Source organism: Agromyces protaetiae (assembly GCF_004135405.1).
Lineage (GTDB): Bacteria > Actinomycetota > Actinomycetes > Actinomycetales > Microbacteriaceae > Agromyces > Agromyces protaetiae.
In genome coordinates this window covers 3,041,722-3,067,233 of sequence record NZ_CP035491.1, presented here as the reverse complement: position 1 = coordinate 3,067,233, position 25,512 = coordinate 3,041,722, and the positions used below count along the sequence as shown (strand labels likewise).

Genomic DNA, 25,512 nt, shown 5'->3' with positions numbered 1-25,512 from the left:
CCGGATGTCTCGCGCCGACGCCGACGCCGCGGCCGACCTGCACGTGCTCGCGGCCGCGCTCGTCGGTCGGCTCGCCGAGCGCAGGCTCACGCTGGCAGTGGCCGAGTCGCTCACAGGCGGACTCGTCGCCGCGACGATCGTCGGCGTGCCCGGGGCATCCGAGGTCCTGAACGGCGGCATCGTCGCGTACGCGACGCCGCTGAAGCGCGACCTGCTGGGGGTCGACGCGGCGCTCCTCGCGGAGCGAGGCGCCGTCGACGCCGAGGTCGCGCGGCAGATGGCCGACGGCGTGCGGCGCGCGTGCGCGGTCGACGGGCGGCCCGCCGACGTCGGTCTCGCGACGACGGGAGTGGCCGGCCCCGACCCGCAGGACGGCCATGCGCCGGGCACCGTGCACGTCGCGGTGCGCGTCGGCGAGGCATCCGAAGCCGTCGAACTCTCGCTCGTCGGAGGTCGCGCCGAGATCCGAGAAGCCGCCGTGCGCGCTGTGATCTCCCTGTGTCTCCGGGTCGTCGACTGAGGCGAGCACGTGCCGAGCGCGCGGCATCGCGTCACGCGCGACGCGCTTCGGAACGCCGACACGTCGCTCGAAGTCGGGCGGAATACGTTTTGTGAACACGCTGTTACAGCACTCGGGTTCACACGGAAACCCCAGTGTGATTGGCTTAGTGTCGAGGCACCGGGGAGAGGGGATACACTGTCCCCCCGGCCAGAGAGATGAAGGAGGTTCCGATGGTTCTTGTCCGACAAGAGATCGGCGATGTGTTGCGGGACTTCCGACTTCAGAAGGGCCGCACCCTTCGTCAGGTGGCGAGCAAGGCGAGTGTCGCCCTCGGCTACCTGAGCGAAGTGGAGCGCGGTCAGAAGGAGGCCTCGAGCGAGATCCTCGCTTCGGTGGCCGACGCCCTCGATACGCCCATCTCGGTGATCATGCATGAGGTCGGCGACCGCATCGCCGTTCTCGAGGGCCTCGCGCCCGTCGTGCCCGACAGCCTGCCCGACGACCTCGTGGCGGAGTTCGAGCCCGACATGATGGTCCGCTGACGCACGACGTCACCGCATACAAACTGTCGCATCGGCCGGTCTTCGGACCGGCCGATGCCATGTCCGGAAGGTTCGCGTGAAGCTCAGCGAGTTCCAGCTCGCCGTCGATGACGAGTTCGGCGCGGGGTACGCGAGCGTGCTGCTGCAAGATCTCGTGCTCGAGGCAGTCGGCGGGCGCACGGCCCGCGAGGCGCTCGCGGCGGGCGTCCCGCCGCGCGAGGTGTGGCTCGCGCTCTGCGAGGCGACGGATGTCCCGCCCGCCCGCCGGCACGGCGTCGGGCAGCGCGAGCCGCGCTGACCGGACGCGGGGGTGCTGCGCGCTGTCGCGTGTGCGAATCCCGCGCGACACGCGGGCGCGTCGCGTCGAAGATCTGTTCGAGAACGGCGTAGGCTCCTCCACAGCGGAGGTTTCGAACATCCCCTCCACATTCCAAGGCCCCGGCCGAGTGGATGTCGGTGGTCGACCATACGGTCGGATGCGTCGGAACACCCGCGAACGCCTTGTCGCGAGACGTGCCGGCCCATGACCAACGAGGTTGCGGCCGACGTGGAACGACAGTCGATAGGCAGCAGCACTCAACCAACGAAGGAGCCACCGATGCCCTCTCCCGCAGACCGCGAGAAAGCCCTCGAAACCGCACTCGCCCAGATCGACCGCCAGTTCGGCAAGGGCTCGGTGATGCGCCTCGGCAGTGAAGAGCGCGCGCCCGTCGAGATCATCCCCACCGGGTCGATCGCCCTCGACGTCGCCCTCGGCGTCGGCGGCCTCCCGCGAGGCCGCATCGTCGAGATCTACGGCCCAGAGTCCTCGGGCAAGACCACGTTGACGCTCCACGCGATCGCCAACGTGCAGCGCGCCGGCGGCATCGCCGCGTTCATCGACGCCGAGCACGCACTCGACCCCGACTACGCGAAGAAGCTCGGCGTCGACATCGACTCGCTGCTCGTGTCGCAGCCCGACACCGGTGAGCAGGCGCTCGAGATCGCCGACATGCTCGTGCGATCGGGATCGATCGACCTCGTCGTCATCGACTCCGTCGCAGCCCTTGTGCCGCGCGCCGAGATCGAGGGCGAGATGGGCGACTCGCACGTCGGCCTCCAGGCCCGCCTCATGTCGCAGGCCCTCCGCAAGCTCACGGGCGGGCTCAACCAGACCAAGACGACGGCGATCTTCATCAACCAGCTCCGCGAGAAGATCGGCGTGTTCTTCGGTTCGCCCGAGACGACCGCGGGCGGCAAGGCGCTCAAGTTCTACGCGTCGGTGCGCCTCGACATCCGTCGCATCGAGACCCTGAAAGACGGCACCGAGGCCGTGGGCAACCGCACGCGCGTGAAGGTCGTGAAGAACAAGATGGCGCCGCCGTTCAAGCAGGCGGAGTTCGACATCCTGTTCGGCGTCGGCATCTCGCGCGAGGGTTCGCTCATCGACTACGGCGTCGACCAGGGCATCGTCAAGAAGTCGGGCGCCTGGTACACCTACGACGGCGACCAGCTCGGCCAGGGCAAAGAGAACGCCCGCAACTTCCTCATCAACAACCCCGACATCGCCGCCGACATCGAGCAGAAGATCCTCGTGAAGCTCGGCATCGGCGCCGCCGGGGCGGCGGGGGCCGCAGCACTGGGCGCGTCGAACGTCGAGTCGCTCGACGCGAAGCGCAAGGGCGCCTGACGGGCGCGAGCGGTACACGAACACACCGGAGCCGGGGGAGAGGCGCACGATGAGCGATTCCGACGCACGCGGGCGCCTCGCCCCCGTCTCGTACCTGCCGTGGGCGGTGCCGGGAGTCGACCCCGCCCGCGATATGCAGGCGAAGCTCAACTCGCAGGTCGTCGAGGCCGAGCGCGCGCGCGAGTCGATGGAACGGTTGATGCAGCAGTCGGGCGGGCGTTCGCCGTTCCGTGACGACCTGCCGCGATCCGCAGCAGGCGACGAACACGGCCGTGCCGTCGTGCGCGGCGGCCTGAGGTCGATCGACGGCGGGGCTCGGCGAGACGATGCGGCGAGCGAGGCCGGAGGCCGGTCCGCCCGAGCCGGAGGCAAGAGTTGGAGCGAGCTGGTCGACGCGGCTGCCGAGACCGAGACCGGCGCCGAGCGCGACGCCCGAATCGATCGGCTCGTCGTCTCGCGGCTTCGCCGGTCGTCGCTGTCGGTCGCCGAGGTGCGCGACGTGCTCGTCGAGCACGGGCTCGACGACGATGAGGTCGAAGAGTGGATCGAGCGCTACGAGCGGCTCGGCTATCTCGACGACGCGAAGCTCGCCGAGCACCTCGTGCACGTCCAGGTCACCCGCCGCGGGCGCGGCAGCGGAGCGATCCTCTCCGAGCTCACCCGCCGCGGCGTCGACGCCGGTGTCGCGCGTGCCGCGATCGACGCGCTCGACGGCGATGCCGAGCGCGACCAGGCGTTCGCGATCGCCGAGCGTCGGGCGCGGCAGCTGTCGGGTCTCGACCGAGCGACCGCCGAGCGGCGGCTCTCCGCGTTCCTGCAGCGCCGGGGGTACCCGCGCGGGCTCGTGCGCGAGATCGTGTCCGAGGTACTGTCCGGGGATCGCTCGTAGACTGGTGCGATCATGAGCACCATTCGAGAGGCCTCGCCCCGAGAGGCCGCCGCACTCGCGCCCGCCATCGATGACCTCGCCGTCGTCTCGAGTCCTCAGAGCACGCCCCGAACGTACGAGGTGCGCACGTTCGGGTGTCAGATGAACGTCCACGACTCCGAGCGGTTGTCTGGGTCGCTCGAGGCCGCCGGGTACGTGCCGGCGAACGGCGCCGAGCCCGACGTCGTCGTCATCAACACGTGCGCCGTCCGCGAGAACGCCGACAACAAGCTCTACGGCAACCTCGGCCACCTCGCGGGCGTCAAGCGCCGCCACGAGGGCATGCAGATCGCCGTCGGCGGCTGCCTCGCCCAGAAGGACAAGAACGTCATCCTCGAGAAGGCGCCGTGGGTCGACGTCGTCTTCGGCACGCACAACATGGGGTCGCTGCCGAGCCTGCTCGAGCGCGCTCGTCACAACGAAGAGGCGCAGCTCGAGATCCTCGACGCGCTCGAGGTGTTCCCGTCGACGCTCCCGACCAAGCGCGACTCGACGTACAGCGGGTGGGTTTCGATCTCGGTCGGCTGCAACAACACCTGCACGTTCTGCATCGTGCCCTCGCTCCGCGGCAAAGAGAAGGACCGCCGCCCGGGCGAGATCCTCGCCGAGATCCAGGCGCTCGTCGACGACGGCGCCGTCGAGGTCACCCTCCTCGGCCAGAATGTGAACTCCTACGGCGTCGAATTCGGCGACCGCCAGGCGTTCGGCAAGCTTCTGCGGGCCGCGGGCCAGATCGAGGGCCTCGAGCGCATCCGCTTCACGAGCCCGCACCCCGCGGCCTTCACCGACGACGTCATCGACGCCATGGCAGAGACCCCCGCGGTCATGCCGCAGCTCCACATGCCGTTGCAGTCGGGCTCCGACCGGGTGCTGAAGGCCATGCGCCGCTCGTACCGCTCCGAGAAGTTCCTCGGCATCCTCGACCGCGTACGGGCGAAGATCCCGAACGCGGCGATCTCGACCGACATCATCGTCGGGTTCCCGGGCGAGACCGAGGAGGACTTCCAAGACACGCTCCGCGTCGTCGAGGCCGCGCGCTTCGCGTCGGCGTTCACGTTCCAGTACTCGATCCGTCCGGGTACGCCCGCGGCGACGATGCCCGACCAGCTTCCCAAAGAGGTCGTGCAGGAGCGCTACGAACGGCTCATCGCCCTGCAGGAGCGCATCTCCTGGGAGGAGAACCAGAAGCTCGTCGGCCGTGCCGTCGAGGTGCTCGTCGCGACTGGCGAGGGCAAGAAGGACTCCGAGACCCATCGACTCTCGGGTCGGGCCGAAGACAGCCGGCTCGTGCACTTCGAGGTGCCCGCTGGGTCCGAACTCCCGCGCCCCGGCGACGTCGTGTCCGTGACGATCACGCAGGCGGCTCCGTTCCACCTCATCGCCGACAGCGCCGACGGTGCGCCTCTCCGGGTCCGTCGCACGCGTGCCGGCGACGCGTGGGACCGCAACCAGGCCGAGAGCTGCGGCGTGCCCGCGGCGCCCCGAGAGGGGACGTCGAGCGTGGGCGGTCGTGTTTCGCTGGGGCTGCCGTCGATCCGGGTGTCGCGCGAACCGCTCATCGCTCCCGGTGTCGGCACGATGCCGATCTACGACCCGACCGACTCGCAGCGCTGACGTGACGTCGTCGCTCATCGCGATCGTCGGCGCGACGGGTACCGGCAAGTCCGAGTTCGCGCTCGACCTCGCCGAGTCGATCTCGAGCGGCGGGCGCGCCGTCGAGATCGTCAACGCCGACGCCATGCAGCTGTACCGCGGCATGGACATCGGCACGGCCAAGCTCTCGGAGTCGGAACGTCGGGGCATTCCGCATCGGATGCTCGATGTGCTCGACGTGACCGACGAGGCGTCGGCCGCTCGGTACCAGGCCGAGGCGCGAGCCGAGATCGAGCGCATTCAGGGCGCCGGGGGAGTCGCACTCCTCGTCGGCGGCTCGGGGCTGTACGTCTCGAGCGTCATCCACGACTTCCGCTTCCCGGGCACCGACGCGGGCATCCGTGCGCGCCTCGAACGCGAGCTCGACGAGCTCGGCCCGGGGCTGCTCCACGCGCGCTTGCGCAAGATCGACGCGCAGACGGCTGCGAGCGTCGACTCCGCCAACGGTCGGCGGATCGTGCGCGCTCTGGAGGTCATCGAGCTCACGGGTGAGCCGAAAGCGGCACGCCTTCCCGACGAGCCCGTACCGTGGCATCCGCATCGCATCGTGCATCTGCGCAGCGACCGCGCGACGCTCGTCGAACGCCTCGACCGGCGCGTCGAGCGCATGTGGACCGACGGGCTCGTCGACGAGGTCGCGGGGCTCGTCCCACTCGGCCTCGAGCAGGGCGTGACGGCGCGGAAGGCGATCGGGTACGCGCAAGCGCTCGCAGAGCTGCAGGGCCGGATGTCCCGCGCCGATGCCGTCGCGGAGACGCAGCAGCTCACCCGCGTGTATGCCAGACGGCAGGTGAGCTGGTTCAAGCGTTACCCCGACCAGGTCGTCGTCGACGCGACGGATGCGTCGGAGCGGGCGTCGGCGCTCGGCAGGGAGGCCGCGCTCGCGGCCGTAGACTGACCGGCATGCCGTTCGATCTGAGGTTCACCAAGGGGCAGGGCACTGGCAACGACTTCGTGCTCTTCAGCGACCCCGAGGGGGAGTCGCCGCTCACGCCCGCCCAGATCGCGGCGGTGTGCGACCGCCGGTTCGGCGTCGGGGGTGACGGCGTCATCCGCGCGGTGCGATCGGCGAATCTCGAGGCGGGCGCTGCGGCCCTGGCCGAAGATCCCGCGGCCGTGTGGTTCATGGACTACTGGAACGCCGACGGCACGGTCTCCGAGATGTGCGGCAACGGCATCCGCGTGTTTGTGACGTATCTGCTCGACCAGGGCCTTGCCGAACTGCCCGCGGGCGGGTGGCTCTCGATCGGCACGCGCGCGGGGGTCCGCCGTGTGCGCCGTGCACCGAACGGCTTCGAGGCCGACCTCGGCGTGTGGAAGCTCGCCGGAGGCGAGCCGCTCGTTCGCGCGAAAGAACTGCCGGTCGCGCGGCCCGGGCTCGGGATCGACGTCGGCAACCCCCATGTCGTCGTGGCGCTCGCCGACGAGGGCGAACTCGCAGGCCTCGACCTGTCGTACGTGCCCGTGCTCGAACCGGTCCCTGAGGCGGGCGCGAACGTCGAGTTCGTCGTGCCCGCCGAGCCGCTCGTCGAAGACGGCGTCGGACGCATCCGCATGCGCGTCCACGAGCGAGGCTCGGGCGAGACGCTCTCGTGCGGCACCGGTGCCGTGGCGTCGGCGCTCGCCGTGCGGTACTGGGCAGGGGTCGGCGCGCCCGACGACTGGCGTGTGCAGGTGCCCGGTGGGGTCGTCGGCGTTCGCATGGTCGACGAGGCCGACGGCGAGCACGCCTACCTCTCGGGCCCGGCCGAGCTCGTGTTCGACGGCGTGCTCAGCCTCGCCTGAGCGACTGAGCGGGTCAGGCGCTCAGTCGCGCGTGACCTCGAGCACGCGGAAGCCCTTCGACGAATCGGCGCGCGACACCTCGAACCCGTCGGCGAACTCCTCGGCGAGCCAGCGCTGCAAGGAGTCGGCGCCGAGGTGCTTCTGCACGACGAGCCAGGCCGTGCCGCCCGGCGCCAGTCGAGGGATCCACGTGCGGAGGAGCGTGTGCAGCACCTCCTTGCCGACCCGGATGGGCGGGTTCGACCAGATGGTCTGGAACTCGATGTCGGCCGGGATGTCTTCGGCGAGCACGGCTTTGACGCCGGGGAGCCCGAGCTTCTTCGCGTTGCGTCGCACGAGGTCGAGGGCGCGCTCGTTGACGTCGAGGGCCCACACCGAGGCATCCGGAGCCTTCATCGCCATTGTGAGCGCGACAGGACCCCAACCGGCGCCGAGATCGAGCAGATCGCCCGTCGCGGGCGGCTCGTCGACCGTTTCGAGGAGCACGCGCGTGCCGTCGTCGAGGTGCTCGGGGCTGAACACCGCTCGCGCCGTGACGACCTCGACCTCGCGGCCCGCGAGTCGCACGCGGATCTCGCGGAGACCCTCGGGTGCCGCGGGGCTCGACGAGAAGTAGTGCTCTTGGGTCATACCGGGAACCTATCCCAGGAAACCGAAGTAATCTTGATCGGATGAACGACGCCGAACTCGAGCCCACCGACGAAGCCGTCGAGCGCGTGCTCCGCGCCGGGGACACGCGTGCCGGCGTGACCCGTTTCGGCGCGTCCGACGCGACCTCCATCATGCAGAGCGAGTCGGATGCCTCGGTGTGGCCCTCGACCGACGGCGAACAGTTCGACCGTGAGGAGCGCGCGGCGCTCCGCCGCGTCAGCGGGCTGTCGACCGAGCTCGAAGACGTCACCGAGGTCGAGTACCGCCAGTTGCGGCTCGAGAACGTCGTGCTCATCGGCGTGTACTCGCAGGGCTCCCTCGACGACGCCGAGAACTCGTTGCGCGAACTGTCGGCCCTCGCCGAGACCGCGGGCGCGCGCGTGCTCGACGGAGTGCTCCAGCGTCGTCCGCACCCCGACCCCTCGACGTACCTCGGCCGCGGCAAGGTCGCCGAGCTCGCAGCGATCGTCGCTGCGCTCGGAGCCGACACGGTCGTCGCCGACACCGAACTCGCGCCGAGCCAGCGACGTGCTCTCGAAGACCAGGTGAAGGTCAAGGTCATCGACCGGACGGCCGTCATCCTCGACATCTTCAGCCAGCACGCCAAGAGTCGCGAGGGCAAGGCGCAGGTCGAGCTCGCGCAGCTCGAGTATCTCCTTCCGCGCCTGCGCGGCTGGGGCGAGTCGATGTCGCGCCAGGCCGGCGGTCAGGTCGGCGGCGCCGGTGCCGGCATGGGGTCGCGTGGTCCCGGTGAGACGAAGATCGAGCTCGACCGTCGTCGCATCCACAACCAGATGGCGAAGCTCCGCAAGCAGATCGCGGGCATGAAGCCCGCGCGCGAGGCCAAGCGCGCCAACCGCCGCCGCAATGCGGTGCCGTCGGTCGCGATCGCCGGGTACACGAACGCCGGCAAGTCGAGCCTGCTCAATCGCATCACGGGCGCGGGTGTGCTCGTCGAGAACGCGCTCTTCGCGACGCTCGACGCGACCGTTCGCCGCAACACGACGCCCGACGGGCGCGTCTACACGATCGCCGACACCGTCGGGTTCGTGCGGAACCTCCCGCACCAGCTCGTCGAGGCGTTCCGCTCGACGCTCGAAGAGGTCGGCGAGTCCGATCTCATCGTCCACGTCGTCGACGCCGCGCACCCAGACCCGGCCGGTCAGATCGCGACGGTTCGCGACGTCATCGGCGAAGTCGGTGCACGCGACATCCCTGAGCTCGTCGTCTTCAACAAGGCCGACCTCGTGACGCCCGAAGAGCGCCTCGTGCTGCAGGGGCTCGAGCCCGGCGCGCTGTTCGCTTCGGCGCGCACCGGTGAAGGCGTCGAGGCGATCCTCGACGCGATCGCGGCCAAGCTGCCCGATCCCGCGGTCGAGATCGACCTCCTCGTGCCCTACGACCGCGGCGACGTCGTCTCGACGCTGCACGAAACCGGACGGGTGCTCTCGGTCGACTACGTCGAGGACGGCACGCGCATCCGCGCGCTTGCCTCGCCCGAGCAGGCGGCGCAGCTCGCGGTGTTCGCCGCCGACGTCGCGCAGGCCTGAGTCGAGAGACATCCGTCACCGGTCGTCACAATGCATGACGACCGGGCTCCGAGGGCGTAGTCTCCCTCTATCGAGAGCGGCGCATTCGCGCGCCGCCTGAGCGACAGCCGAGCCCGGCATCCGCCCACGAGACCGACCTGCCGTGACGAACAGGCCCCCGCCCGGTCACGGCCCTTCAGTCACGAGGAGCGCCAGTGGTGAACGGACCCGACGACGGCAACGGATGTCGCCCGCCGATCTCGTTCGAGCTCTACCCGCCGCGAACGGACGCCGCGGCGATCGCGCTCGGCCGCACGATCGACCGTCTCGCCGAAGTCGATCCGGCGTTCATCTCGGTGACGTTCGGGGCGGGAGGATCGACGCGCGACCGTTCGCTCACCGTGCTCCGGTACATCCTCGAACAGACGTCCGTCGAGCCGATGGCCCACCTCACGTGCGTCGGCTCGTCGCACGAGCAGGCGAATCAACTCGTCCGCCGGTTCCTCGATGCGGGCATCCGGAGCTTCCTCGCTCTCCGCGGCGACCCGCCCGTGGGCGCCGACCCCGATGCAGGGCTCGGCGATCTCGGCAGCGCCGCAGAGCTCGTGCAGCTCATCCACCGTGTGCAGGAGGAGCGCGAGCCGTTCGGCCAGGTCGGCATCCCGGGGCTGCCAGGCATGAGCAGCATCCGCGAGCGGCCCCGGCCCGAGCGGGTCGCCGTCGCGGCGTTTCCGGCGGGGCATCCGCGCTCGCGATCCCCCGACAAGACATCGACGCGCTGCTCGCGAAAGAGATCGCCGGAGCGAACCTCGCCATCACGCAGCTCTTCTGGCACGCCGACGACTACTTCGGTTTCGTCGAGCGGGCCCGCGCCGCCGGTGTGACGATCCCCATCCTGCCGGGCGTCATGCCGGTCACGACGCCCGCACGGCTCGCGCGCGTCACCGAGCTCACGGGCGTCGAGCTGCCCGCGAAGCTCGCGATGGATCTCGAGATCGAGCCCGACGAGGCCGGGCAGGCCGAGATCGGCGTGCAGTACGCGGCCGATCTCGTGCGCGAGGTCCTCGACGGCGGGGCACCCGGCATCCACCTCTACACCTTCAACCGCCACGAAGTCGTGCTCGACGTGCTCGGCCGCATCGGCCTCCACGACCTCGCGCGCACCTCACTCTCCACACACGATGGGAACCGTACGAACCGATGAGCACCTCAGCATTCCCCGCCGGCACGATCCTCGGCTACCCCCGCATCGGCCGCCGCCGCGAACTCAAGCGCGCCGTCGAGGCGTTCTGGGCCGGCACGGTCGATGCGGCCACGCTCGAGGCGACGGCCGCCGAACTGCGCGCCGCGACGCGCGAGCGCCTGGCAGCCCTCGGGCTCGGGCGCACCGACTCGGCGATCCCCGAGAGCTTCTCGTACTACGACCAGGTGCTCGACGCAGCGGTCGCCGTGGGTGCCGTGCCCGCCCGCTTCGCGCGACTCGTCGGTGCGGACGGCACTGTCGACCTCGCGGGGTACTTCACGATCGCCCGCGGAGAGGGCGACGACGCGCCGCTCGAGATGACGAAGTGGTTCGACTCGAACTACCACTACCTCGTCCCCGAGATCGGCCCCGACACGTCGTTCGCCGCCCACGGCGAACGGCTCGTCGCGCAGTTCACCGAGGCGAAGGCGCAGGGATTCGTGACGCGTCCGGTGCTCGTCGGGCCCGTGACCTTCCTCGCGCTCGCGAAGGCCGCAGATGGCTCGCTCGACGGTTTCCGCCCGCTCGACCGCCTCGCCGACCTCGTGCCCGTGTACGCGGCACTGCTCGCCGAACTCGCCGCGGCAGGCGCCGAGTGGGTGCAGCTCAACGAGCCCGCCCTCGTGAGCGAGAGCCTCGACGACGATCGTGCCCGAGTGATCGAGTCGGCCGCGATCGCGTACGACGCCCTCGGCGCAGCCGACGCCCGCCCCGCGATCTTCGTCGCGGCACCCTACGGCGGGCTCGACGAGGCGCTGCCGGTGCTCGCGGCGACGCCCGTCGAAGCGATCGGCCTCGACCTCGTGAAGGGCTCGCTGCCCGCCGCGCTCGACCCGGCGACCGAGGAGTCGCTCGCCGCGAAGACCCTCGTCGCGGGCGTCGTCGACGGCCACAACATCTGGCGCGGCGACCTCGCGGCGGCGTTCGCGAGGGCGGAGGCCGTGCAGAACCTGTCGGGCAGCGTCGCGGTCTCGTCGTCGACGTCGCTCTTCCACGTGCCGCACGACGTTGCCGATGAACAGAAGCTCGACCCGCGTCTCGCGAGCTGGCTCGCCTTCGCCGACCAGAAGGTCGAGCAGATCGCGACGCTCGCACGCGGGCTCCGCGAGGGGCGTGCCGCCGTCGAAACCGAGCTCGCCGAGGCATCCGCAGCCCTCGCCGACCGGGCCAGTGCGCCGGGCGTGCGCGTGCCCGCCGTGCGCGAGCGCCTCGCGGTGCTCACCGACGCCGACTTCTCCCGCGGTGCGTACGACGAAAGGGTCGAAGCGCAGGCCTCGCTCGGCCTGCCAGAACTGCCGACCACGACGATCGGCTCGTTCCCGCAGACCGGCGACATCCGCCGGGCTCGCGCGCGCCTCGGGAAGGGCGAACTGACCGCGGCCGAGTACACGGCCGCGATGCGCGACGAGATCGGGCGCGTCATCCGCCTGCAGGAAGACCTCGGCCTCGACGTCCTCGTGCACGGCGAGCCCGAACGCAACGACATGGTGCAGTACTTCGCCGAGCTCCTCGACGGCTTCGCCGTCACCGAGCACGGCTGGGTGCAGTCCTACGGCTCGCGCTGCACACGTCCGTCGATCCTCTGGGGGGATGTCTCGCGGCCCGAGCCGATGACCGTCGAGTGGTCGGCGTACGCCCAGTCGCTCACCTCGCAGCACGTCAAGGGCATGCTCACCGGCCCGGTGACGATTCTCGCGTGGTCGTTCGTCCGCGACGACCAGCCGCTCGGCGACACCGCGCGCCAGGTCGCGCTCGCGTTGCGCGACGAGATCGCCGACCTCGAGGCATCCGGCATTCGCATCATCCAGGTCGACGAGCCCGCCCTCCGTGAACTGCTGCCCCTGAAGCTCGCCGAGCAGCCCGCCTACCTCGACTGGTCGGTCGGCTCGTTCCGCCTCGCGACCGGTGGTGCGGCGCCTGCGACGCAGGTGCACACGCACCTCTGCTACTCGGAGTTCGGCGTCGTCATCGACGCGATCCGCGACCTCGACGCCGACGTCACCTCGATCGAGGCCGCCCGAAGCCGCATGGAGGTCGTCGACGACGTGCAGCGGAGCGGCTTCGACCACGGCATCGGCCCGGGCGTCTACGACATCCACTCGCCGCGCGTGCCGAGCGTCGACGAGGTGCGTTCGCTCCTCGAGCGCGCGGTCGGCGCGATTCCGGCGCAAAGACTGTGGGTGAACCCCGACTGCGGGCTCAAGACCCGCGGCTACGAAGAGACCGTCGCCTCGCTCGAGCACATCATCGAGGCGACCAAGGCGGTGCGTGCGGAGATCTCCGTCACTGCCTGACCCGGGCTCGCCTCTCCTCCGCAGGCGACGCGGCGGGGTGCCGCGCCGATCGTGCGTCACCCCGTCGCCCCGGCGAGCCGGTCGTCCTCTTCTCGGGCCCGTCGGCGGTCGTCGTGGGCGACTCGCGGCGCGTTCGCGGCAACCGCACAGCCTCCGCGGCTACCTTCGTCGGCATGCAGCTCGCCGTCACCGAATCCGGCAGCGGTCCCCGGACCGCGATCCTCATCCACGGCATCATGTCGGACTCGCGCGCGTGGCACCGCGTCACCGCCGAACTCGAGACCCACGGCTTCCGCGTGCTCGCGGTCGATCTCGCGGGCCACGGGCGCAGCCCGCGCGCGAAGCGGTACTCGCCCGCAGCCTGGGCGGACGACGTCGTCGAGACGCTCGCACCCCTCCTCGACGGGCCGCCCGACGTCGTCATGGGCCACTCGCTCGGCGGGCTCGTCGCGAGCCTCGTGGGCGACCGGCTCGCGCCGCGCGCCGCGATCTACGTCGACCCCGCGTTCTCGTTCCCGCGGGGCATCCGTGGCGCGGTCTTCAAGGTGGCGTTCGCCATCGCACCCCGCCCGCGCCGCTACGCGCTCGTCAAGATGAACCCCAAGTGGAACCCCGAGGACGTCGAGATCGAACTCGCGACCCTCCGCGACTGGGACAAGCGCACGATCCTCGGCTTCGCCGACTCGCGCCCGCTCATGCCGCCGGCACGTCTCGTCGCGCCGAGTCTCGTCATCCTCGCCGAGAAGAGCCTCCTCATCACCGAGAAGGTCGCGGCGAAGCTCCGCACGCAGGGTATGTCGGTCTCGACCGTCGCGGGCACCGGGCACACCGTCTTCCGCGACGACCACCACGGGTTCATGGCGACCGTCACCGAGTGGCTCGCGGGGCTGCCCGCGCTCCCGGCGGCGGCCGCTCCGGTCGCGGCGGTCGCGCGCGACGCGGCAAGGTAGGCACGCGCGCTCGAACGACGCGCGGTGAGGGGCATCCGGATGTCTCGAGCCGCCCGGATGTCTCGAGCGCGCGCCGCGCGTGGAGGTGCTGGGGTCTCGACCGGCGTCAGACCGCCCGGAGCACCGCGACGATCTTGCCGAGGACCTCGGCCGCGTCGCCGAGGATCGGCTCGAACGCCGAGTTGCGGGGCAGCAGCCACGTGTGGCCGTCTCGCTGGCGGAAGACCTTGACCGTCGCCTCGCCGTCGAGCATGGCCGCGACGATCTCGCCGTTCTCGGCCGTCTTCTGCGCACGCACGACGACCCAGTCGCCGTCGCAGATCGCAGCGTCGATCATCGAATCGCCGACGACCTTGAGCATGAAGAGCTCGCCCTTGCCGACGAGCTGGCGGGGGAGGGGGAAGACCTCGTCGATCTGCTGCTCGGCCGTGATCGGCACGCCCGCGGCGATGCGGCCGACGAGCGGCACCATGGCGGCGTCGCCGACCGGGGCGGACTCGCCAGACGACCCGCTCCGCGATTCGATGCCCGGAAGCTCGATGAGCACCTCGAGTGCGCGGGGCCGGTTGGGGTCGCGGCGGAGATAGCCCGCGAGCTCGAGCTGGTTGAGCTGGTGGGTCACGCTCGACAGGGACGAAAGCCCGACGGCGTCGCCGATCTCGCGCATGCTCGGCGGGTAGCCGCGGCTTGCGACCGAGCGCTGGACGACCTCGAGGATCGCCGTCTGCTTCGCGCTCAGGCTCTTGCGCCGGCGGCTCGGCTCGGCGGGCGGTGTGCGTTGCGTGTCGGTGCTCACGGTTGGCCCCTCGTTGCGGCCGCGTTCTCGGTGCACGGGCCGGATGTCGGTGGTCGATGGTCGACTGTTTTCGGACATTCGAAACTGTATCCGGCGAGTCGGTGCGCGACAAACATCTGTTCGAGCGTGTCGCCGGTTCTCCGGGGATTCTGAGATGGGGTGAGGGTCTTGCGGACTTCGACATTCGAAGATACATTCGGAACAGAGATTCGCCTCCGGTGCTCCCGGCCGAGCGCCGGAGGCGGCTCGACCACCAGTTCAGATGCGGGTCCGCGTGAAGGAGGAACCATGGGCGAGGCGATCGCATTCGACGGATTCGCGGGTTTGGCGCCGCGCACGCTTCCGGTCGTAGCGTCGGTGCCACGCACACGTCTTCGGCTCACTCGGCGTGGCCGAATCGTCTTCACGTCGCTCGCGGCGCTCCCGCTCGTCATCTGGGCGATGGTCGCGGTCCTCGGGTCGGGTGCCGCTGCGGCCGGCTCGGCGACGGCAGGCGTCGGCACGACGGCCTTCGAGGTCGTGACGGTCGGCGCAGGAGATACCCTGTGGGAGCTCGCTGAGCGCATCGCCCCGACTGAAGACCCTCGCGAGACCATCGCGCAGATCGTCCGTCTCAACGGCCTCGACGACGCCGTCGTCCAACCCGGCCAGCAGCTCTCGATCCCGGTCGCACCCTGACGGGTCGGCGGCGTGATCTCCGTCTGACGCCCAGCCTGCCGCCGATACCATTGATCAGGTGACGACTCTCGACGACCTTCCGATCCGTGACGACCTCCGCGGCAAGACGCCCTACGGCGCCCCGCAGAAGTCGGTGCCCGTGGCCCTCAACGTCAACGAGAACACGCATCCCATCCCCGAGAGCGTCGCCCACGACATCGTCGCCCGCGTCGCCGCTGCGATCATCGGCCTGAATCGGTACCCCGATCGCGAGTTCACCGAACTCCGCACGGCGCTCGCCGCGTACCTCGGGCACGACCTCGACCCGTCTCAGATCTGGGCCGCGAACGGCTCCAACGAAGTGCTCCAGCACGTCCTGCAGGCCTACGGCGGCCCCGGCCGCACGGTGCTCGGCTTCGCGCCCACCTACTCGATGTACAGCCTGCTCGCGGCGGGCACCGGCACCGAGTGGATCGCCGCGCCACGCGACGCCGAGTTCGAACTGAGCCCCGAGACGGCCGTCGCCGCGATCGAGGCGCACGACCCCGACCTCGTCTTCCTGTGCGCGCCCAACAACCCGACGGGCACCCCGCTCTCGCTCGACACGATTCGCGCGGTCGTCGGGGCGGCGCGCGGCGTCGTCGTGGTCGACGAGGCGTACTTCGAGTTCGCCGACCCCGGCACGCCGAGCGCGCTCACCCTCCTGCCAGGTCGGCCGCGGCTGCTCGTCTCCCGGACGATGAGCAAGGCGTTCGCGTTCGCGGGCGCCCGCGTCGGCTACCTCGCAGGCGACCCTGCCGCGATCGACGCGCTCCGTCTCGTCCGACTGCCGTACCACCTGTCGGCACTCACGCAGGCGGCGGCACTCGGCGCGCTCGCTCACTCCGACGAGATGCTCGCGACCGTCGACGCGATCCGCGGCCAGCGGGAGCGCATCTTCGACGAGCTCGGCCGCCTCGGGTTCCACCCGTACCGCAGCGGCGCGAACTTCGTCCTTTTCGACGGCGTCGACGACCCGCACGCCGTGTTCGAGGCGCTCCTCGAGCGGGGCATCCTGATCCGCGAGATCGGGCTCGCGGGTGCGCTGCGCGTCACGGCGGGCACCGAGACCGAGACGACGGCGTTCCTCGAAGCGATCGCCGCCTACGCGCCGGCATCCGCCCCGACAATAGGATCGACGCATGACGACCGCACACCGCACCGCCCGCGTTCAGCGCGAGACGAGCGAGTCGAGCATCGACCTGTCGATCGACCTCGACGGCACGGGCACGAGCGACATCGAGACGGGCGTGCCCTTCTACGACCACCTGTTGACGGCGTTCGCGAAGCACTCGCTCACCGACCTCACGGTGCGCGCCAAGGGCGACATCCACATCGACGTGCACCACACGGTCGAAGACATCGGCATCTCGCTCGGCACGGCGATCAAGCAGGCGCTCGGCGACAAGCGCGGCATCTCGCGGTACGGCGATGCGCTCGTCCCGCTCGACGAGGCGCTCGCGCAGGCCGTCGTCGACATCTCGGGGCGTCCGTTCCTCGTGCACACGGGCGAGCCCGCGGGCTTCGAGTACCACCTCATCGGCGGGCACTTCACGGGCTCGATGGTGCGGCACGTGTTCGAGGCGATCGCGTTCAACGCCGCACTCACCGTGCACGTGACCGTGCTCGGCGGGCGCGACCCGCACCACATCGCCGAGGCGGAGTTCAAGGCGTTCGCGCGGGCGTTCCGGCAGGCGAAGGCGTTCGACCCGCTCGTCGTGGGCGTTCCGTCGACGAAGGGCGCCCTGTGAGCCGCATGCGTCGCGTCGTGGTGCTCGACTACGGCTCGGGCAACATCCACTCGGCGGCCAAGGCGCTCGAGCGCGCGGGCGCCGAGGTCGAGGTGACGGCCGACCGCGCGGCGGCGATGGAGGCCGACGGGCTCGTCGTGCCGGGTGTCGGTGCGTTCAAGGCCGTCATGGACCAACTGCGTGCGGTGCGCGGCGACGAACTCGTCGACCGCAGGCTCGCGGGCGGGCGCAAGGTGCTCGGCATCTGCGTCGGCATGCAGGTCATGTTCGAACACGGGGTCGAGCGCGGCGTCGACACCGAAGGGCTCGGCGAGTGGCCGGGCACGGTCACCGAGCTCCCGGCCGAGGTGCTGCCCCACATGGGCTGGAACACGGTCGAAGCCGGCGAGGGCAGCGTGCTCTTCGACGGCATCGAAGACGAGCGGTTCTACTTCGTGCACTCGTTCGCCGCGCAAGAGTGGCTGCTCGACGTCATCCCGCCCTTCCCGCAGCCCGCGCTCACGTGGGCCGAGCACGGCGGCCGCTTCCTCGCGGCCGTCGAGAACGGGCCGTTGTCGGCGACGCAGTTCCATCCCGAGAAGAGCGGCGATGCAGGCATCCGGTTGCTCTCGAACTGGATCCGCTCGCTCGACTGAGCGCGCCGGATGTCGCGCCGACCGTCACGCGTTCAGCGTGCGTGCCGGAGGACAGTAGGATGCTGTGACTGTGCCGGTGTGACGCGTGATTCCGCGCCCGGCGTTCCGATTCGAGGACAGTGATGAGTGAGTTCAACAACACCCCCAAGCTTGTGCTGCTTCCGGCCGTCGATGTGGCGGGCGGCAAGGCGGTCCGCCTGACGCAGGGCGAGGCGGGGACCGAGACCAACTACGGCGACCCGGTCGATGCGGCCGCCGACTGGGCCGACCAGGGCGCGGAGTGGATCCACCTCGTCGACCTCGACGCGGCGTTCGGCCGCGGGTCCAACGGGGCCCTGCTGAAGAAGGTCATCCGTCAGGTGCGCGGAGTCAACGTCGAGCTTTCGGGCGGCATCCGCGACGACGCGTCGCTCGAGCACGCGCTCGAGATCGGTGCGAAGCGCATCAACCTCGGCACGGCCGCGCTCGAGAACCCCGAGTGGGCGGCGTCGGTCATCGCGCAGTACGGCGAGGCGATCGCGGTCGGCCTCGACGTGCGCGGCGAGACGCTCGCAGCCCGCGGCTGGACGCAGGACGGCGGCAATCTCTGGCAGGTCATGGACCGCCTCGAGGAGGCCGGCGCGGCGCGCTACGTCGTGACGGACGTCACGAAGGACGGCACCCTCCAGGGTCCGAACATCGACCTGCTGCGCAAGCTCACCGAGCGCACGCGGCGCCCGGTCGTGGCGTCGGGCGGCGTCTCGAGCCTCGACGACATCGCGGCGCTCCGCGAACTCGTGCCGCTCGGCGTCGAGGGCGCGATCGTCGGCAAGGCGCTGTACGCGGGCGCGTTCACGCTGCCCGAGGCGTTGGATGTCGCGGGGCACTGAACCCGCTTCCGAGCGAGCGGATGCCTCCGACGGGGGCGTTCCTCGCAAGGGTGCCCGAAACCTCGGCTCGACGGGCGGGCGGGCGCCCGCGGGGGGCACCGACTCGGCCGGCAGGCCGTGGGCCGGTCGGGCGTTCGAGGAGAACACGCACTCGGACGACGACGGTGCCGCACCGCCGCTCCTCGAGGCCGCGGTGCGCCGATTCCGGTCGGGTGACGGCGGTCAGGCCGACGTCGTGCAGGCGTTCGGGTCGTCCCGGCTCCTGATCCCCCTCCTCGCCGAGCTCGGCTCGGGTGAGGCGGGAGGCACGGAGGTCGGCGCGCACGGCCACGTGATCGACAAGAGCCAGGAGCTCTCGATCGTGACGGTCGCGGGTCCCGACGGACGGCGTGTGCTGCCCGTGTTCGCGTCGGTTGCGGCGATGAAGGCGTGGAATCCGACGGCGCGCCCGGTTCCGGCCGACGGCGTGCGCGTCGCGCTCGCGGCGGTCGACGACGGCACCGACCTCGTCGTGCTCGACGCGGGTTCGGCGGGGGAGTTCGTGCTGCGCCGTCCGGCGGTGTGGGCGGTCGCCCAGCAGATGCCGTGGCGTCCGTCGTTCGAGTCCGAAGAAGTGGCGCAGGCGTTCGCTCACTCGATCGAGTCGGAGCTCGCCGTGCTCGCCGTCGACCTCGACGCGGGCGACCCCGACGCGCGACTTGCGGGCCCCGAGCTCATCGTGCGGCTGACGCTCGCGTCGGGTCTTACGCGCGAGGAGCTGGACGCGACGACGGCGCGGCTCGCGCGTCGCTGGGCCGCCGACGACCTCATCGCGACGGCGGTCGACTCGCTCGCCGTGCGGCTGACGTCGGGCTGAGGCATCCGGCGAGCCTGCGAGGCATCCGCCATCCCCATTGCCGCCCGCGCGCCGCGGGCGCAAGATTGGCGTGTCAGGGGGGAGCGCGACATGCCCGACGACGAGTACAGCGGCGTGCTCACGACGGCCGAGCACCATGCCCGGGAGTGGTTGAACTCGGTGGCCGAGCGGCCCATCGAGCCCGAGGCGACGCCCGACGAGATCAAGGACGCGCTCGGTCGGGCGTTTCCCGACGAAGGCGCCGACCCGGTTGCCGTCGTCGAGTTGCTCGCGACGGCGATCGAGCCGGGACTCATCGCGATGCCCTCGCCCAGGTTCTACGGGTTCGTCATCGGCGGCACGCACCCGGCGGGGCTCGGCGCCGACTGGCTCGTCTCGGCGTGGGATCAGAACACGGGGTCGCGCGCGCCGACGCCGGGGACGGCCGCCGTCGAGGAACTCGCCGCAAGCTGGTTGCTCGATCTGTTCGGGCTGCCCGCGGAGAGCGGTGTCGGATTCGTCACGGGCGCCACGATGGCGAACTTCGCGTGCCTCGTCGCGGCACGCGGCGAGGTCCTGCGTCGGGCCGGGTGGGATGTCGAGCGCGACGGCCTGCAGGGCGCCCCGCGCGTGCGCTTCTTCGCGGGCGACGCGGTGCACAGTTCGATGGTCGCGGCGGGGCGGATGGCAGGGCTCGGGATGCCTCGCACGGTCGGCGCCGACGGTGAGGGGCGCATCGACGTCGACGGGCTCGCGGCGGCGCTCGCTGAGGGCGACGGCGGCGAAGAAGACGGGTTGGTGGAGGCCGGGCCCGCGATCGTCGCCCTCCAGGCGGGCGACGTGCATTCAGGCGCGTTCGACGACTTCGCGGCGGCGATCGAGGTCGCGCACGCGGCCGGAGCATGGGTGCACATCGACGGCGCGTTCGGGCTGTGGGCGGGCGCGAGCCCGTCGTTGCGGCACCTCGTCGCGGGGTTCGAACGCGCCGACTCGTGGGCGACCGACGCGCACAAGACGCTCAACACGCCGTACGACTGCGGCATCGCGATCGTCGCCGACGAGTCCGCGATGGTACGGGCGCTCGGCGCGCACGCGTCCTATCTGCCGGTGCCGGGCGCGATCTCCGAACCGTACGATCGCACGCCCGAGTTGTCGCGGCGGGCGCGCGGGGTGCCCGTGTGGGCGACGCTCCGCGCGCTCGGACGGCACGGCGTCGCGGACCTCGTGGACGGGCTCGCGGCGGCGGCGCGCGGCCTCGCCGACGGGTTCACGCGGATTCCCGGGCTCGAGGTGTTGAACGAGGTCGTGTTCACCCAGGTGTGCGTCGCGGCCGAGGACGACGCGACGACGGCGGCGCTCGTCGAGGGGCTGCGTCACGACGGCGTCGTGTGGGCGTCGCCCTCGCGGTGGAACGGCCGAGGGATCGTCCGGTTCTCGGTGAGCAATCGGGGCACGGATGCCACGGCCGTCGCCCGCACGGTCGACACCGTGGAGCGCGTGCTCGGCGAGGTGCGCGCGGGCCGCTGAGCGTCGCTTGGGGCGTTCAGGATGTCTCGGACGAGACATCCGTTTCGCGACGCTCTGCCGCGCTGTCGGCGGGGCGGGGCAGGATGGGAATGTGCATCCGGCTCTCGAGGCGTTCAGCGACGCGACCCGCACGTGGTTCGCCGAGGCGTTCAGCGCGCCCACGGCCGTGCAGCAGGGTGCGTGGGCGGCGATCGGCCGCGGGTCGCATGCGCTCGTGGTCGCGCCGACGGGGTCGGGGAAGACGCTCTCGGCGTTCCTCTCGGCGATCGACCGGCTGCACACCGAAGGCGCCGCGCAGACCGACCCGCGCCCGCCAGGTACGCGCGTCGTCTACCTCTCGCCGCTCAAGGCGCTCGGCGTCGATGTCGAGCGCAACCTGCGGGCGCCGCTCACGGGCATCGCGCGCGTCGCCGAACGGCTGGGCGAGGCACCGCCCACGGTGACGGTCGGCGTGCGGTCGGGCGACACGCAGTCGGCCGAACGCCGGTCGCTGCTCCGCACCCCGCCCGACATCCTCATCACGACGCCCGAGTCGCTCTTCCTCATGCTCACCTCGCAGGCGCGTGAGACTCTCCGCACGGTCGAGACCGTCATCGTCGACGAGATCCACGCCGTTGCCGGCACGAAGCGCGGGGCCCACCTCGCGCTCTCGCTCGAGCGGCTCGACGCCCTTCTCGAGAAGCCCGCGCAGCGCATCGGCCTGTCGGCCACCGTGCGGCCCGTCGAAGAGGTCGCGCGATTCCTCTGCCAGAGCGCGCCCGTCGAGATCGTCGCGCCCCCGTCCGAGAAGAAGTTCGACCTGCGCGTCGTCGTGCCCGTCGAGGACATGGCGCAGTTGCCCGCGAACGACGAGGCGACCGGGTCGATCTGGCCGCACGTCGAAGAGGCGATCCTCGGCGAAGTGCTCGCGCACCGGTCGTCGATCGTGTTCGCGAACTCGCGACGGCTCGCCGAGCGCCTCACCGCGCGACTCAACGAACTCGCCCTCGAAGAGACCGAACGCGAAGAGCTGCTGGTCTCGGCGCGTGCGAGCGGGCCGCCGGCGCAGCTCATGGCGCAATCTGGCAGCACGAGCGGCGCTCCGCCCGTCATCGCGCGCGCGCACCACGGTTCGGTGAGCAAGGAGCAGCGGGCCGAGATCGAAGACGACCTGAAGTCGGGTCGGCTCCGGTGCGTCGTCGCCACATCGAGCCTCGAACTCGGCATCGACATGGGCGCCGTCGACCTCGTCGTGCAGGTCGAGTCGCCGCCGTCGGTCGCAAGCGGCCTGCAGCGGCTCGGGCGGGCGGGTCACCAGGTCGGCGAGGTGTCGCGCGGAGTGATGTTCCCGAAGCACCGCGCCGACCTCGTGCACACGGCCGTCGCCGCCGAGCGCATGCTCGCCGGACGGATCGAGACGCTGCGCGTCCCCGCGAACCCCCTCGACATCCTCGCCCAGCAGACCATCGCGGCCGCCGCCCTCGAACCCCTCGACGTCGAGGGCTGGTTCGACACGGTGCGAAAGAGCGCGCCGTTCGCGACGCTGCCGAGGTCGGCGTACGAGGCGACGCTCGACCTCCTGGCCGGCCGGTACCCGTCCGACCGGTTCGGCGAACTGCGTCCGCGCGTTGTGTGGGACCGCGAGGCGGGCGTCATCACGGGAAGGCCCGGCGCGCAGCGCCTCGCGGTCACGAGCGGCGGCACCATCCCCGACCGCGGCATGTTCGGGGTCTTCCTCGTCGGCGGCGACGAGGCGGCCGGCCGGCGGGTCGGCGAGCTCGACGAGGAGATGGTCTACGAGTCGCGCGTGGGCGACGTCTTCGCGCTCGGTGCGACGAGCTGGCGCATCCAAGAGATCACGTTCGACCGCGTCAACGTCGTGCCGGCGTTCGGGCAACCCGGCCGCGTGCCGTTCTGGAAGGGCGACGGGCTCGGCCGCCCGGTCGAACTCGGGCGGGCGCTCGGCGCGTTCCAGCGAGAGATGGCGGGCTCAGAGGCATCCGTCGCCGCCGCGCGCGCGAACGCAGCCGGGTTGGATGCCTCGGCCGCGACCAATCTCGTCGCGTTCCTCGCCGATCAGGCGAAGGCGACGGGCGTCGTGCCGAGCGACCGCACGCTCGTCGTCGAGCGGACGCGCGACGAGCTCGGGGACTGGCGCATCATCCTGCACTCGCCGTTCGGTATGCCCGTGCACGCGCCGTGGGCGCTCGCGGTGGCCGCGCGCGTGCGCGAACGGCACGGGGTCGACGGCGCCGCGGTCGCGGCCGACGACGGCATCATCGTGCGCATCCCCGACACGGGTATCGACCCGCCGGGAGCCGACCTGTTCCTCTTCGAGTCGGGGGAGCTCGATCAGCTCGTGACCGACGAGGTCGGCGGATCCGCGCTCTTCGCGAGCCGGTTCCGCGAGTGCGCCGCGCGCGCCCTGTTGCTGCCGCACTACCAGCCGGGGCGGCGCTCGCCGCTCTGGCAGCAACGGCAGAAGTCCGCGCAACTGCTCGAGGTCGCAAGCGCCTTCCCGACGTTCCCGATCATCCTCGAGACGATCCGCGAGGTGCTGCAAGACGTCTACGACGTGCCGGGGCTCCTGAGCATCGCGGCCGATCTCGCGGCCAGGCGCGTCCGGCTCGTCGAGGTGACGACCGACGCGCCGAGCCCGTTCGCGTCGGCGCTCCTCTTCGGCTACGTCGGCGCGTTCATGTACGAGGGCGACTCCCCGCTCGCCGAGCGGCGAGCGGCCGCGCTCGCGATCGACCAGTCGCTCCTCGGTGAACTGCTCGGGCGCGTCGAACTGCGCGAGCTCCTCGATCCGGGCGTCATCGAGCAGACCGAGCGCGAACTGCAGCGCCTCGCCGACGACCGCAAGGCACGCGGCGCCGAGGGCGTCGCCGACCTCGTGCGCATGCTCGGGCCGCTCATGACCGACGAGATCGCGCTCCGCGTCGACAATGAGACCGACCCGTTCGCAGCGGCGAACGAACTCATCGCGGCGCGCCGCGCGGTGCGCGTGTCGTTCGCCGGACGCGAGCACCTCGCCGCAGTCGAAGACGTCGGCCGGCTCCGCGACGCGCTCGGCGTGCCCGTGCCGCCCGGCGTCGCCGCGTCGTTCGCCGAGCACGTGGGCGACCCGCTCGGCGACCTCGTCAGCCGGTATGCACGCACGCACGGGCCGTTCGCGGTCGAGGAGGTCGCCGAACGGTTCGGCATCGGCGTGGCCGTCGCGCGCGTGGCGCTCCGGCGGCTCGCCGACGACCGGCGGGTCGTCGAGGGGAGTTCCGACCCCACGGCACGTCGACCGAGTGGTGCGATGCCGAAGTCCTGCGGCGGCTCCGCAGGCGTTCGCTCGCAGCGCTGCGGCACGAGATCGAACCCGTGCCGCAGCGCGCGCTCGCGCGGTTCCTGCCGGCGTGGCAGCACGTCGGCACGGGGTCGCTGCGCGGCGTCGACGGCGTCGCCTCCGTCATCGAACAGCTCGAGGGCGCGCGTCTGCCCGCGTCGGCGTGGGAGTCGCTCGTGCTGCCCGCGCGCGTCGCCGACTACAGCCCGGCGATGCTCGACGAGCTCATGACAGCCGGCGAGGTCGTCTGGGCCGGGTCGGGCTCGCTCGCCGGCGACGACGGGTGGATCACGCTGCACCTCGCCGATACCGCGCCGCTCACGCTCCAGCCGCAGCCCGATGCCGAACTCGACCGGGTGCAACGCGAAGTGCTCGTCGCGCTCTCATCGGGCGGCGCGTTCTTCTTCCGCCAACTCGCCGACGCCGTCGGCGCCTTCGGCGAGCTCGACGCGCCCGTCGACGACACGGCGCTCGCCGAGGCGCTGTGGGGGCTCGCGTGGGCGGGCCTCGTGACGAACGACACCTTCGCGCCCGTGCGTGCGCTCGTCGGCGCGGGCCGCAGTGCCCACAAGTCGACCAGACCGACCCCGCGGACTCGGTCGTTCCGCGGTCGCAGTATGCCGCGCGCCATCGTGCCGAGTCGCACCGGACCGCCGTCGGTCGCCGGTCGTTGGTCGATCCTTCCCGTCGCCGAAGAGCAGGCCACGAGGCGTGCCCACGCGCTCGGTGAGACGCTGCTCGACCGCTACGGCGTCGTCACTCGCGGCACGGCCGTCGCCGAGGGCGTCATCGGCGGATTCGCCCTCGTCTACAAGACGCTCTCCGGTTTCGAGGAGTCGGGGCGCGCTCGCCGCGGCTACTTCGTGGAGCGACTGGGCGCCGCGCAGTTCGCTGCCCCGGGTGCGGTCGATCGCCTCCGCAGCCACGCCGACCTCGATGTGAGAGACGCGGATGCCCCCGTCGCGGTTGCGCTCGCTGCGACCGATCCCGCGAACGCGTACGGCGCCGCGCTCCCGTGGCCCGACCCGCCCGGCGAGAGCTCGCACCGCGCGGCTCGCAAGGCCGGCGCGATCGTCGTTGTCGCCGACGGCGACCTCGTCGCCTACGTCGAGCGCGGCGGCAAGACCGTGCTCGTCTACACCGACGACGAGGCGGGGCTCGCGGTCGCGGCCACGGCCGTCGCCGGCCTCGTGACCGCGGGCAGGGTGCGGCGCCTCGCGGTCGAGACCGTGAACGGCGCGTTCGTGCTCGGCACGCCGTTCGGGCAGGCGCTGCGGGCGGCCGGCTTCGGCGAGACGCCCAAGGGACTGCGGCTCGATGCGCGGCGATAGGTCGAACGGC

19 protein-coding genes and 3 pseudogenes are annotated in these 25,512 nt (G+C 71.4%); 20 read left to right on the top strand and 2 right to left on the bottom strand.

Annotation, left to right across the window (positions count from 1 at the left end; translation table 11 throughout):
• Nucleotides 1-4 precede the first annotated feature (4 nt).
• The 8 genes from ET445_RS14285 (at nt 5) to dapF (ending at nt 7,079) form a co-directional block, all read left to right on the top strand.
• A complete protein-coding gene (locus tag ET445_RS14285; protein ID WP_129191862.1) occupies nt 5-520 on the top strand; it encodes a CinA family protein in 516 nt (171 codons plus the stop codon).
• Between the two features lie 212 nt (nt 521-732).
• Nucleotides 733-1,044, top strand: a complete 312-nt coding sequence (locus ET445_RS14280) for a helix-turn-helix domain-containing protein (protein WP_129191861.1) — start codon at nt 733-735, stop codon at nt 1,042-1,044.
• Between the two features lie 76 nt (nt 1,045-1,120).
• The gene (locus ET445_RS14275) at nt 1,121-1,342 is read left to right on the top strand and encodes a DUF3046 domain-containing protein (RefSeq protein WP_129191860.1); all 222 of its coding nucleotides are present in this window, start codon (nt 1,121-1,123) and stop codon (nt 1,340-1,342) included.
• A gap of 300 nt (nt 1,343-1,642) precedes the next feature.
• Entirely contained in the window at nt 1,643-2,713 is a 1,071-nt protein-coding gene (gene recA, locus ET445_RS14270) for a recombinase RecA (protein ID WP_129191859.1), read from the top strand.
• 49 nt (nt 2,714-2,762) lie between these two features.
• Entirely contained in the window at nt 2,763-3,602 is an 840-nt protein-coding gene (locus ET445_RS14265; RefSeq protein ID WP_129191858.1) for a regulatory protein RecX, read from the top strand.
• A 141-nt stretch (nt 3,603-3,743) separates the two neighbouring features.
• A complete protein-coding gene (gene miaB, locus ET445_RS14260) occupies nt 3,744-5,255 on the top strand; it encodes a tRNA (N6-isopentenyl adenosine(37)-C2)-methylthiotransferase MiaB (RefSeq protein ID WP_243695418.1) in 1,512 nt (503 codons plus the stop codon).
• Between the two features lies 1 nt (nt 5,256).
• Nucleotides 5,257-6,192: a tRNA (adenosine(37)-N6)-dimethylallyltransferase MiaA gene (miaA, locus tag ET445_RS14255; RefSeq protein WP_129191856.1), complete on the top strand. Its 936-nt coding sequence runs from the start codon at nt 5,257-5,259 to the stop codon at nt 6,190-6,192.
• A gap of 5 nt (nt 6,193-6,197) precedes the next feature.
• The gene (dapF, locus tag ET445_RS14250) at nt 6,198-7,079 is read left to right on the top strand and encodes a diaminopimelate epimerase (protein ID WP_129191855.1); all 882 of its coding nucleotides are present in this window, start codon (nt 6,198-6,200) and stop codon (nt 7,077-7,079) included.
• A 21-nt stretch (nt 7,080-7,100) separates the two neighbouring features.
• On the opposite strand, the gene ET445_RS14245 is transcribed toward dapF, so the two are convergent.
• Nucleotides 7,101-7,709 carry a class I SAM-dependent methyltransferase gene (locus ET445_RS14245; protein WP_129191854.1) on the bottom strand — a complete coding sequence of 203 codons (609 nt, stop codon included), beginning with the start codon at nt 7,707-7,709 and terminating at the stop codon, nt 7,101-7,103.
• A gap of 41 nt (nt 7,710-7,750) precedes the next feature.
• Here ET445_RS14245 and hflX point away from each other — a divergent pair, with 41 nt between their 5' ends.
• The 4 genes and pseudogenes from hflX (at nt 7,751) to ET445_RS14225 (ending at nt 13,746) form a co-directional block, all read left to right on the top strand.
• A complete protein-coding gene (gene hflX, locus ET445_RS14240; RefSeq protein WP_129191853.1) occupies nt 7,751-9,280 on the top strand; it encodes a GTPase HflX in 1,530 nt (509 codons plus the stop codon).
• 194 nt (nt 9,281-9,474) lie between these two features.
• A pseudogene (locus ET445_RS14235) lies at nt 9,475-10,463 on the top strand (methylenetetrahydrofolate reductase).
• Nucleotides 10,460-12,796 (top strand): 5-methyltetrahydropteroyltriglutamate--homocysteine S-methyltransferase, encoded by a 2,337-nt coding sequence (gene metE, locus ET445_RS14230; RefSeq protein ID WP_129191852.1) that lies wholly within the window; start codon nt 10,460-10,462, stop codon nt 12,794-12,796. Before ET445_RS14235 ends, metE begins: the two are co-directional and overlap by 4 nt.
• 173 nt (nt 12,797-12,969) lie before the next feature.
• Complete coding sequence (locus ET445_RS14225; RefSeq protein WP_129191851.1) at nt 12,970-13,746, top strand: alpha/beta fold hydrolase; 777 nt, start codon at nt 12,970-12,972, stop codon at nt 13,744-13,746.
• A gap of 106 nt (nt 13,747-13,852) precedes the next feature.
• Here the strand turns inward: ET445_RS14225 and lexA are convergent, their stop codons facing one another.
• Nucleotides 13,853-14,542, bottom strand: a complete 690-nt coding sequence (lexA, locus tag ET445_RS14220) for a transcriptional repressor LexA (RefSeq protein WP_243695216.1) — start codon at nt 14,540-14,542, stop codon at nt 13,853-13,855.
• 288 nt (nt 14,543-14,830) lie between these two features.
• Between lexA and ET445_RS14215 the strand changes: the two genes are divergently transcribed.
• The 8 genes and pseudogenes from ET445_RS14215 (at nt 14,831) to ET445_RS14180 (ending at nt 25,502) form a co-directional block, all read left to right on the top strand.
• On the top strand, nt 14,831-15,220 hold the full coding sequence (locus ET445_RS14215) for a LysM peptidoglycan-binding domain-containing protein (RefSeq protein WP_129191849.1): 390 nt from the start codon (nt 14,831-14,833) through the stop codon (nt 15,218-15,220).
• A 58-nt stretch (nt 15,221-15,278) separates the two neighbouring features.
• Nucleotides 15,279-16,358, top strand: a pseudogene (locus ET445_RS14210) (histidinol-phosphate transaminase); the annotation flags it as partial.
• A 22-nt stretch (nt 16,359-16,380) separates the two neighbouring features.
• Entirely contained in the window at nt 16,381-16,989 is a 609-nt protein-coding gene (hisB, locus tag ET445_RS14205) for an imidazoleglycerol-phosphate dehydratase HisB (protein WP_129192585.1), read from the top strand.
• 5 nt (nt 16,990-16,994) lie between these two features.
• The gene (gene hisH / locus ET445_RS14200) at nt 16,995-17,624 is read left to right on the top strand and encodes an imidazole glycerol phosphate synthase subunit HisH (protein ID WP_129192584.1); all 630 of its coding nucleotides are present in this window, start codon (nt 16,995-16,997) and stop codon (nt 17,622-17,624) included.
• A gap of 122 nt (nt 17,625-17,746) precedes the next feature.
• Nucleotides 17,747-18,493 (top strand): bifunctional 1-(5-phosphoribosyl)-5-((5-phosphoribosylamino)methylideneamino)imidazole-4-carboxamide isomerase/phosphoribosylanthranilate isomerase PriA, encoded by a 747-nt coding sequence (gene priA / locus ET445_RS14195; protein WP_129191848.1) that lies wholly within the window; start codon nt 17,747-17,749, stop codon nt 18,491-18,493.
• A complete protein-coding gene (locus ET445_RS14190) occupies nt 18,477-19,349 on the top strand; it encodes an SseB family protein (protein ID WP_129191847.1) in 873 nt (290 codons plus the stop codon). Before priA ends, ET445_RS14190 begins: the two co-directional genes overlap by 17 nt.
• Nucleotides 19,350-19,439: 90 nt before the next feature.
• On the top strand, nt 19,440-20,855 hold the full coding sequence (locus ET445_RS14185; RefSeq protein WP_129191846.1) for a pyridoxal phosphate-dependent decarboxylase family protein: 1,416 nt from the start codon (nt 19,440-19,442) through the stop codon (nt 20,853-20,855).
• 91 nt (nt 20,856-20,946) lie between these two features.
• Nucleotides 20,947-25,502 (top strand): annotated as a pseudogene (locus ET445_RS14180) (ATP-dependent helicase).
• Nucleotides 25,503-25,512: the final 10 nt, after the last annotated feature.

Bases quoted from the DNA above. Each gene is read 5' to 3' on its own strand.
- metE (WP_129191852.1), top strand. From the start codon at position 10,460: ATGAGCACCTCAGCATTCCCCGCCGGCACGATCCTCGGCTACCCCCGC.
- ET445_RS14185 (WP_129191846.1), top strand. From the start codon at position 19,440: ATGCCCGACGACGAGTACAGCGGCGTGCTCACGACGGCCGAGCACCAT.
- ET445_RS14225 (WP_129191851.1), top strand. From the start codon at position 12,970: ATGCAGCTCGCCGTCACCGAATCCGGCAGCGGTCCCCGGACCGCGATC.
- priA (WP_129191848.1), top strand. From the start codon at position 17,747: ATGAGTGAGTTCAACAACACCCCCAAGCTTGTGCTGCTTCCGGCCGTC.
- miaB (WP_243695418.1), top strand. From the start codon at position 3,744: ATGAACGTCCACGACTCCGAGCGGTTGTCTGGGTCGCTCGAGGCCGCC.
- ET445_RS14265 (WP_129191858.1), top strand. From the start codon at position 2,763: ATGAGCGATTCCGACGCACGCGGGCGCCTCGCCCCCGTCTCGTACCTG.
- ET445_RS14280 (WP_129191861.1), top strand. From the start codon at position 733: ATGGTTCTTGTCCGACAAGAGATCGGCGATGTGTTGCGGGACTTCCGA.
- hisH (WP_129192584.1), top strand. From the start codon at position 16,995: ATGCGTCGCGTCGTGGTGCTCGACTACGGCTCGGGCAACATCCACTCG.
- hisB (WP_129192585.1), top strand. From the start codon at position 16,381: ATGACGACCGCACACCGCACCGCCCGCGTTCAGCGCGAGACGAGCGAG.
- ET445_RS14190 (WP_129191847.1), top strand. From the start codon at position 18,477: ATGTCGCGGGGCACTGAACCCGCTTCCGAGCGAGCGGATGCCTCCGAC.
- ET445_RS14245 (WP_129191854.1), bottom strand. From the start codon at position 7,709: ATGACCCAAGAGCACTACTTCTCGTCGAGCCCCGCGGCACCCGAGGGT.
- ET445_RS14285 (WP_129191862.1), top strand. From the start codon at position 5: ATGTCTCGCGCCGACGCCGACGCCGCGGCCGACCTGCACGTGCTCGCG.
- recA (WP_129191859.1), top strand. From the start codon at position 1,643: ATGCCCTCTCCCGCAGACCGCGAGAAAGCCCTCGAAACCGCACTCGCC.
- dapF (WP_129191855.1), top strand. From the start codon at position 6,198: ATGCCGTTCGATCTGAGGTTCACCAAGGGGCAGGGCACTGGCAACGAC.
- hflX (WP_129191853.1), top strand. From the start codon at position 7,751: ATGAACGACGCCGAACTCGAGCCCACCGACGAAGCCGTCGAGCGCGTG.
- ET445_RS14215 (WP_129191849.1), top strand. From the start codon at position 14,831: ATGGGCGAGGCGATCGCATTCGACGGATTCGCGGGTTTGGCGCCGCGC.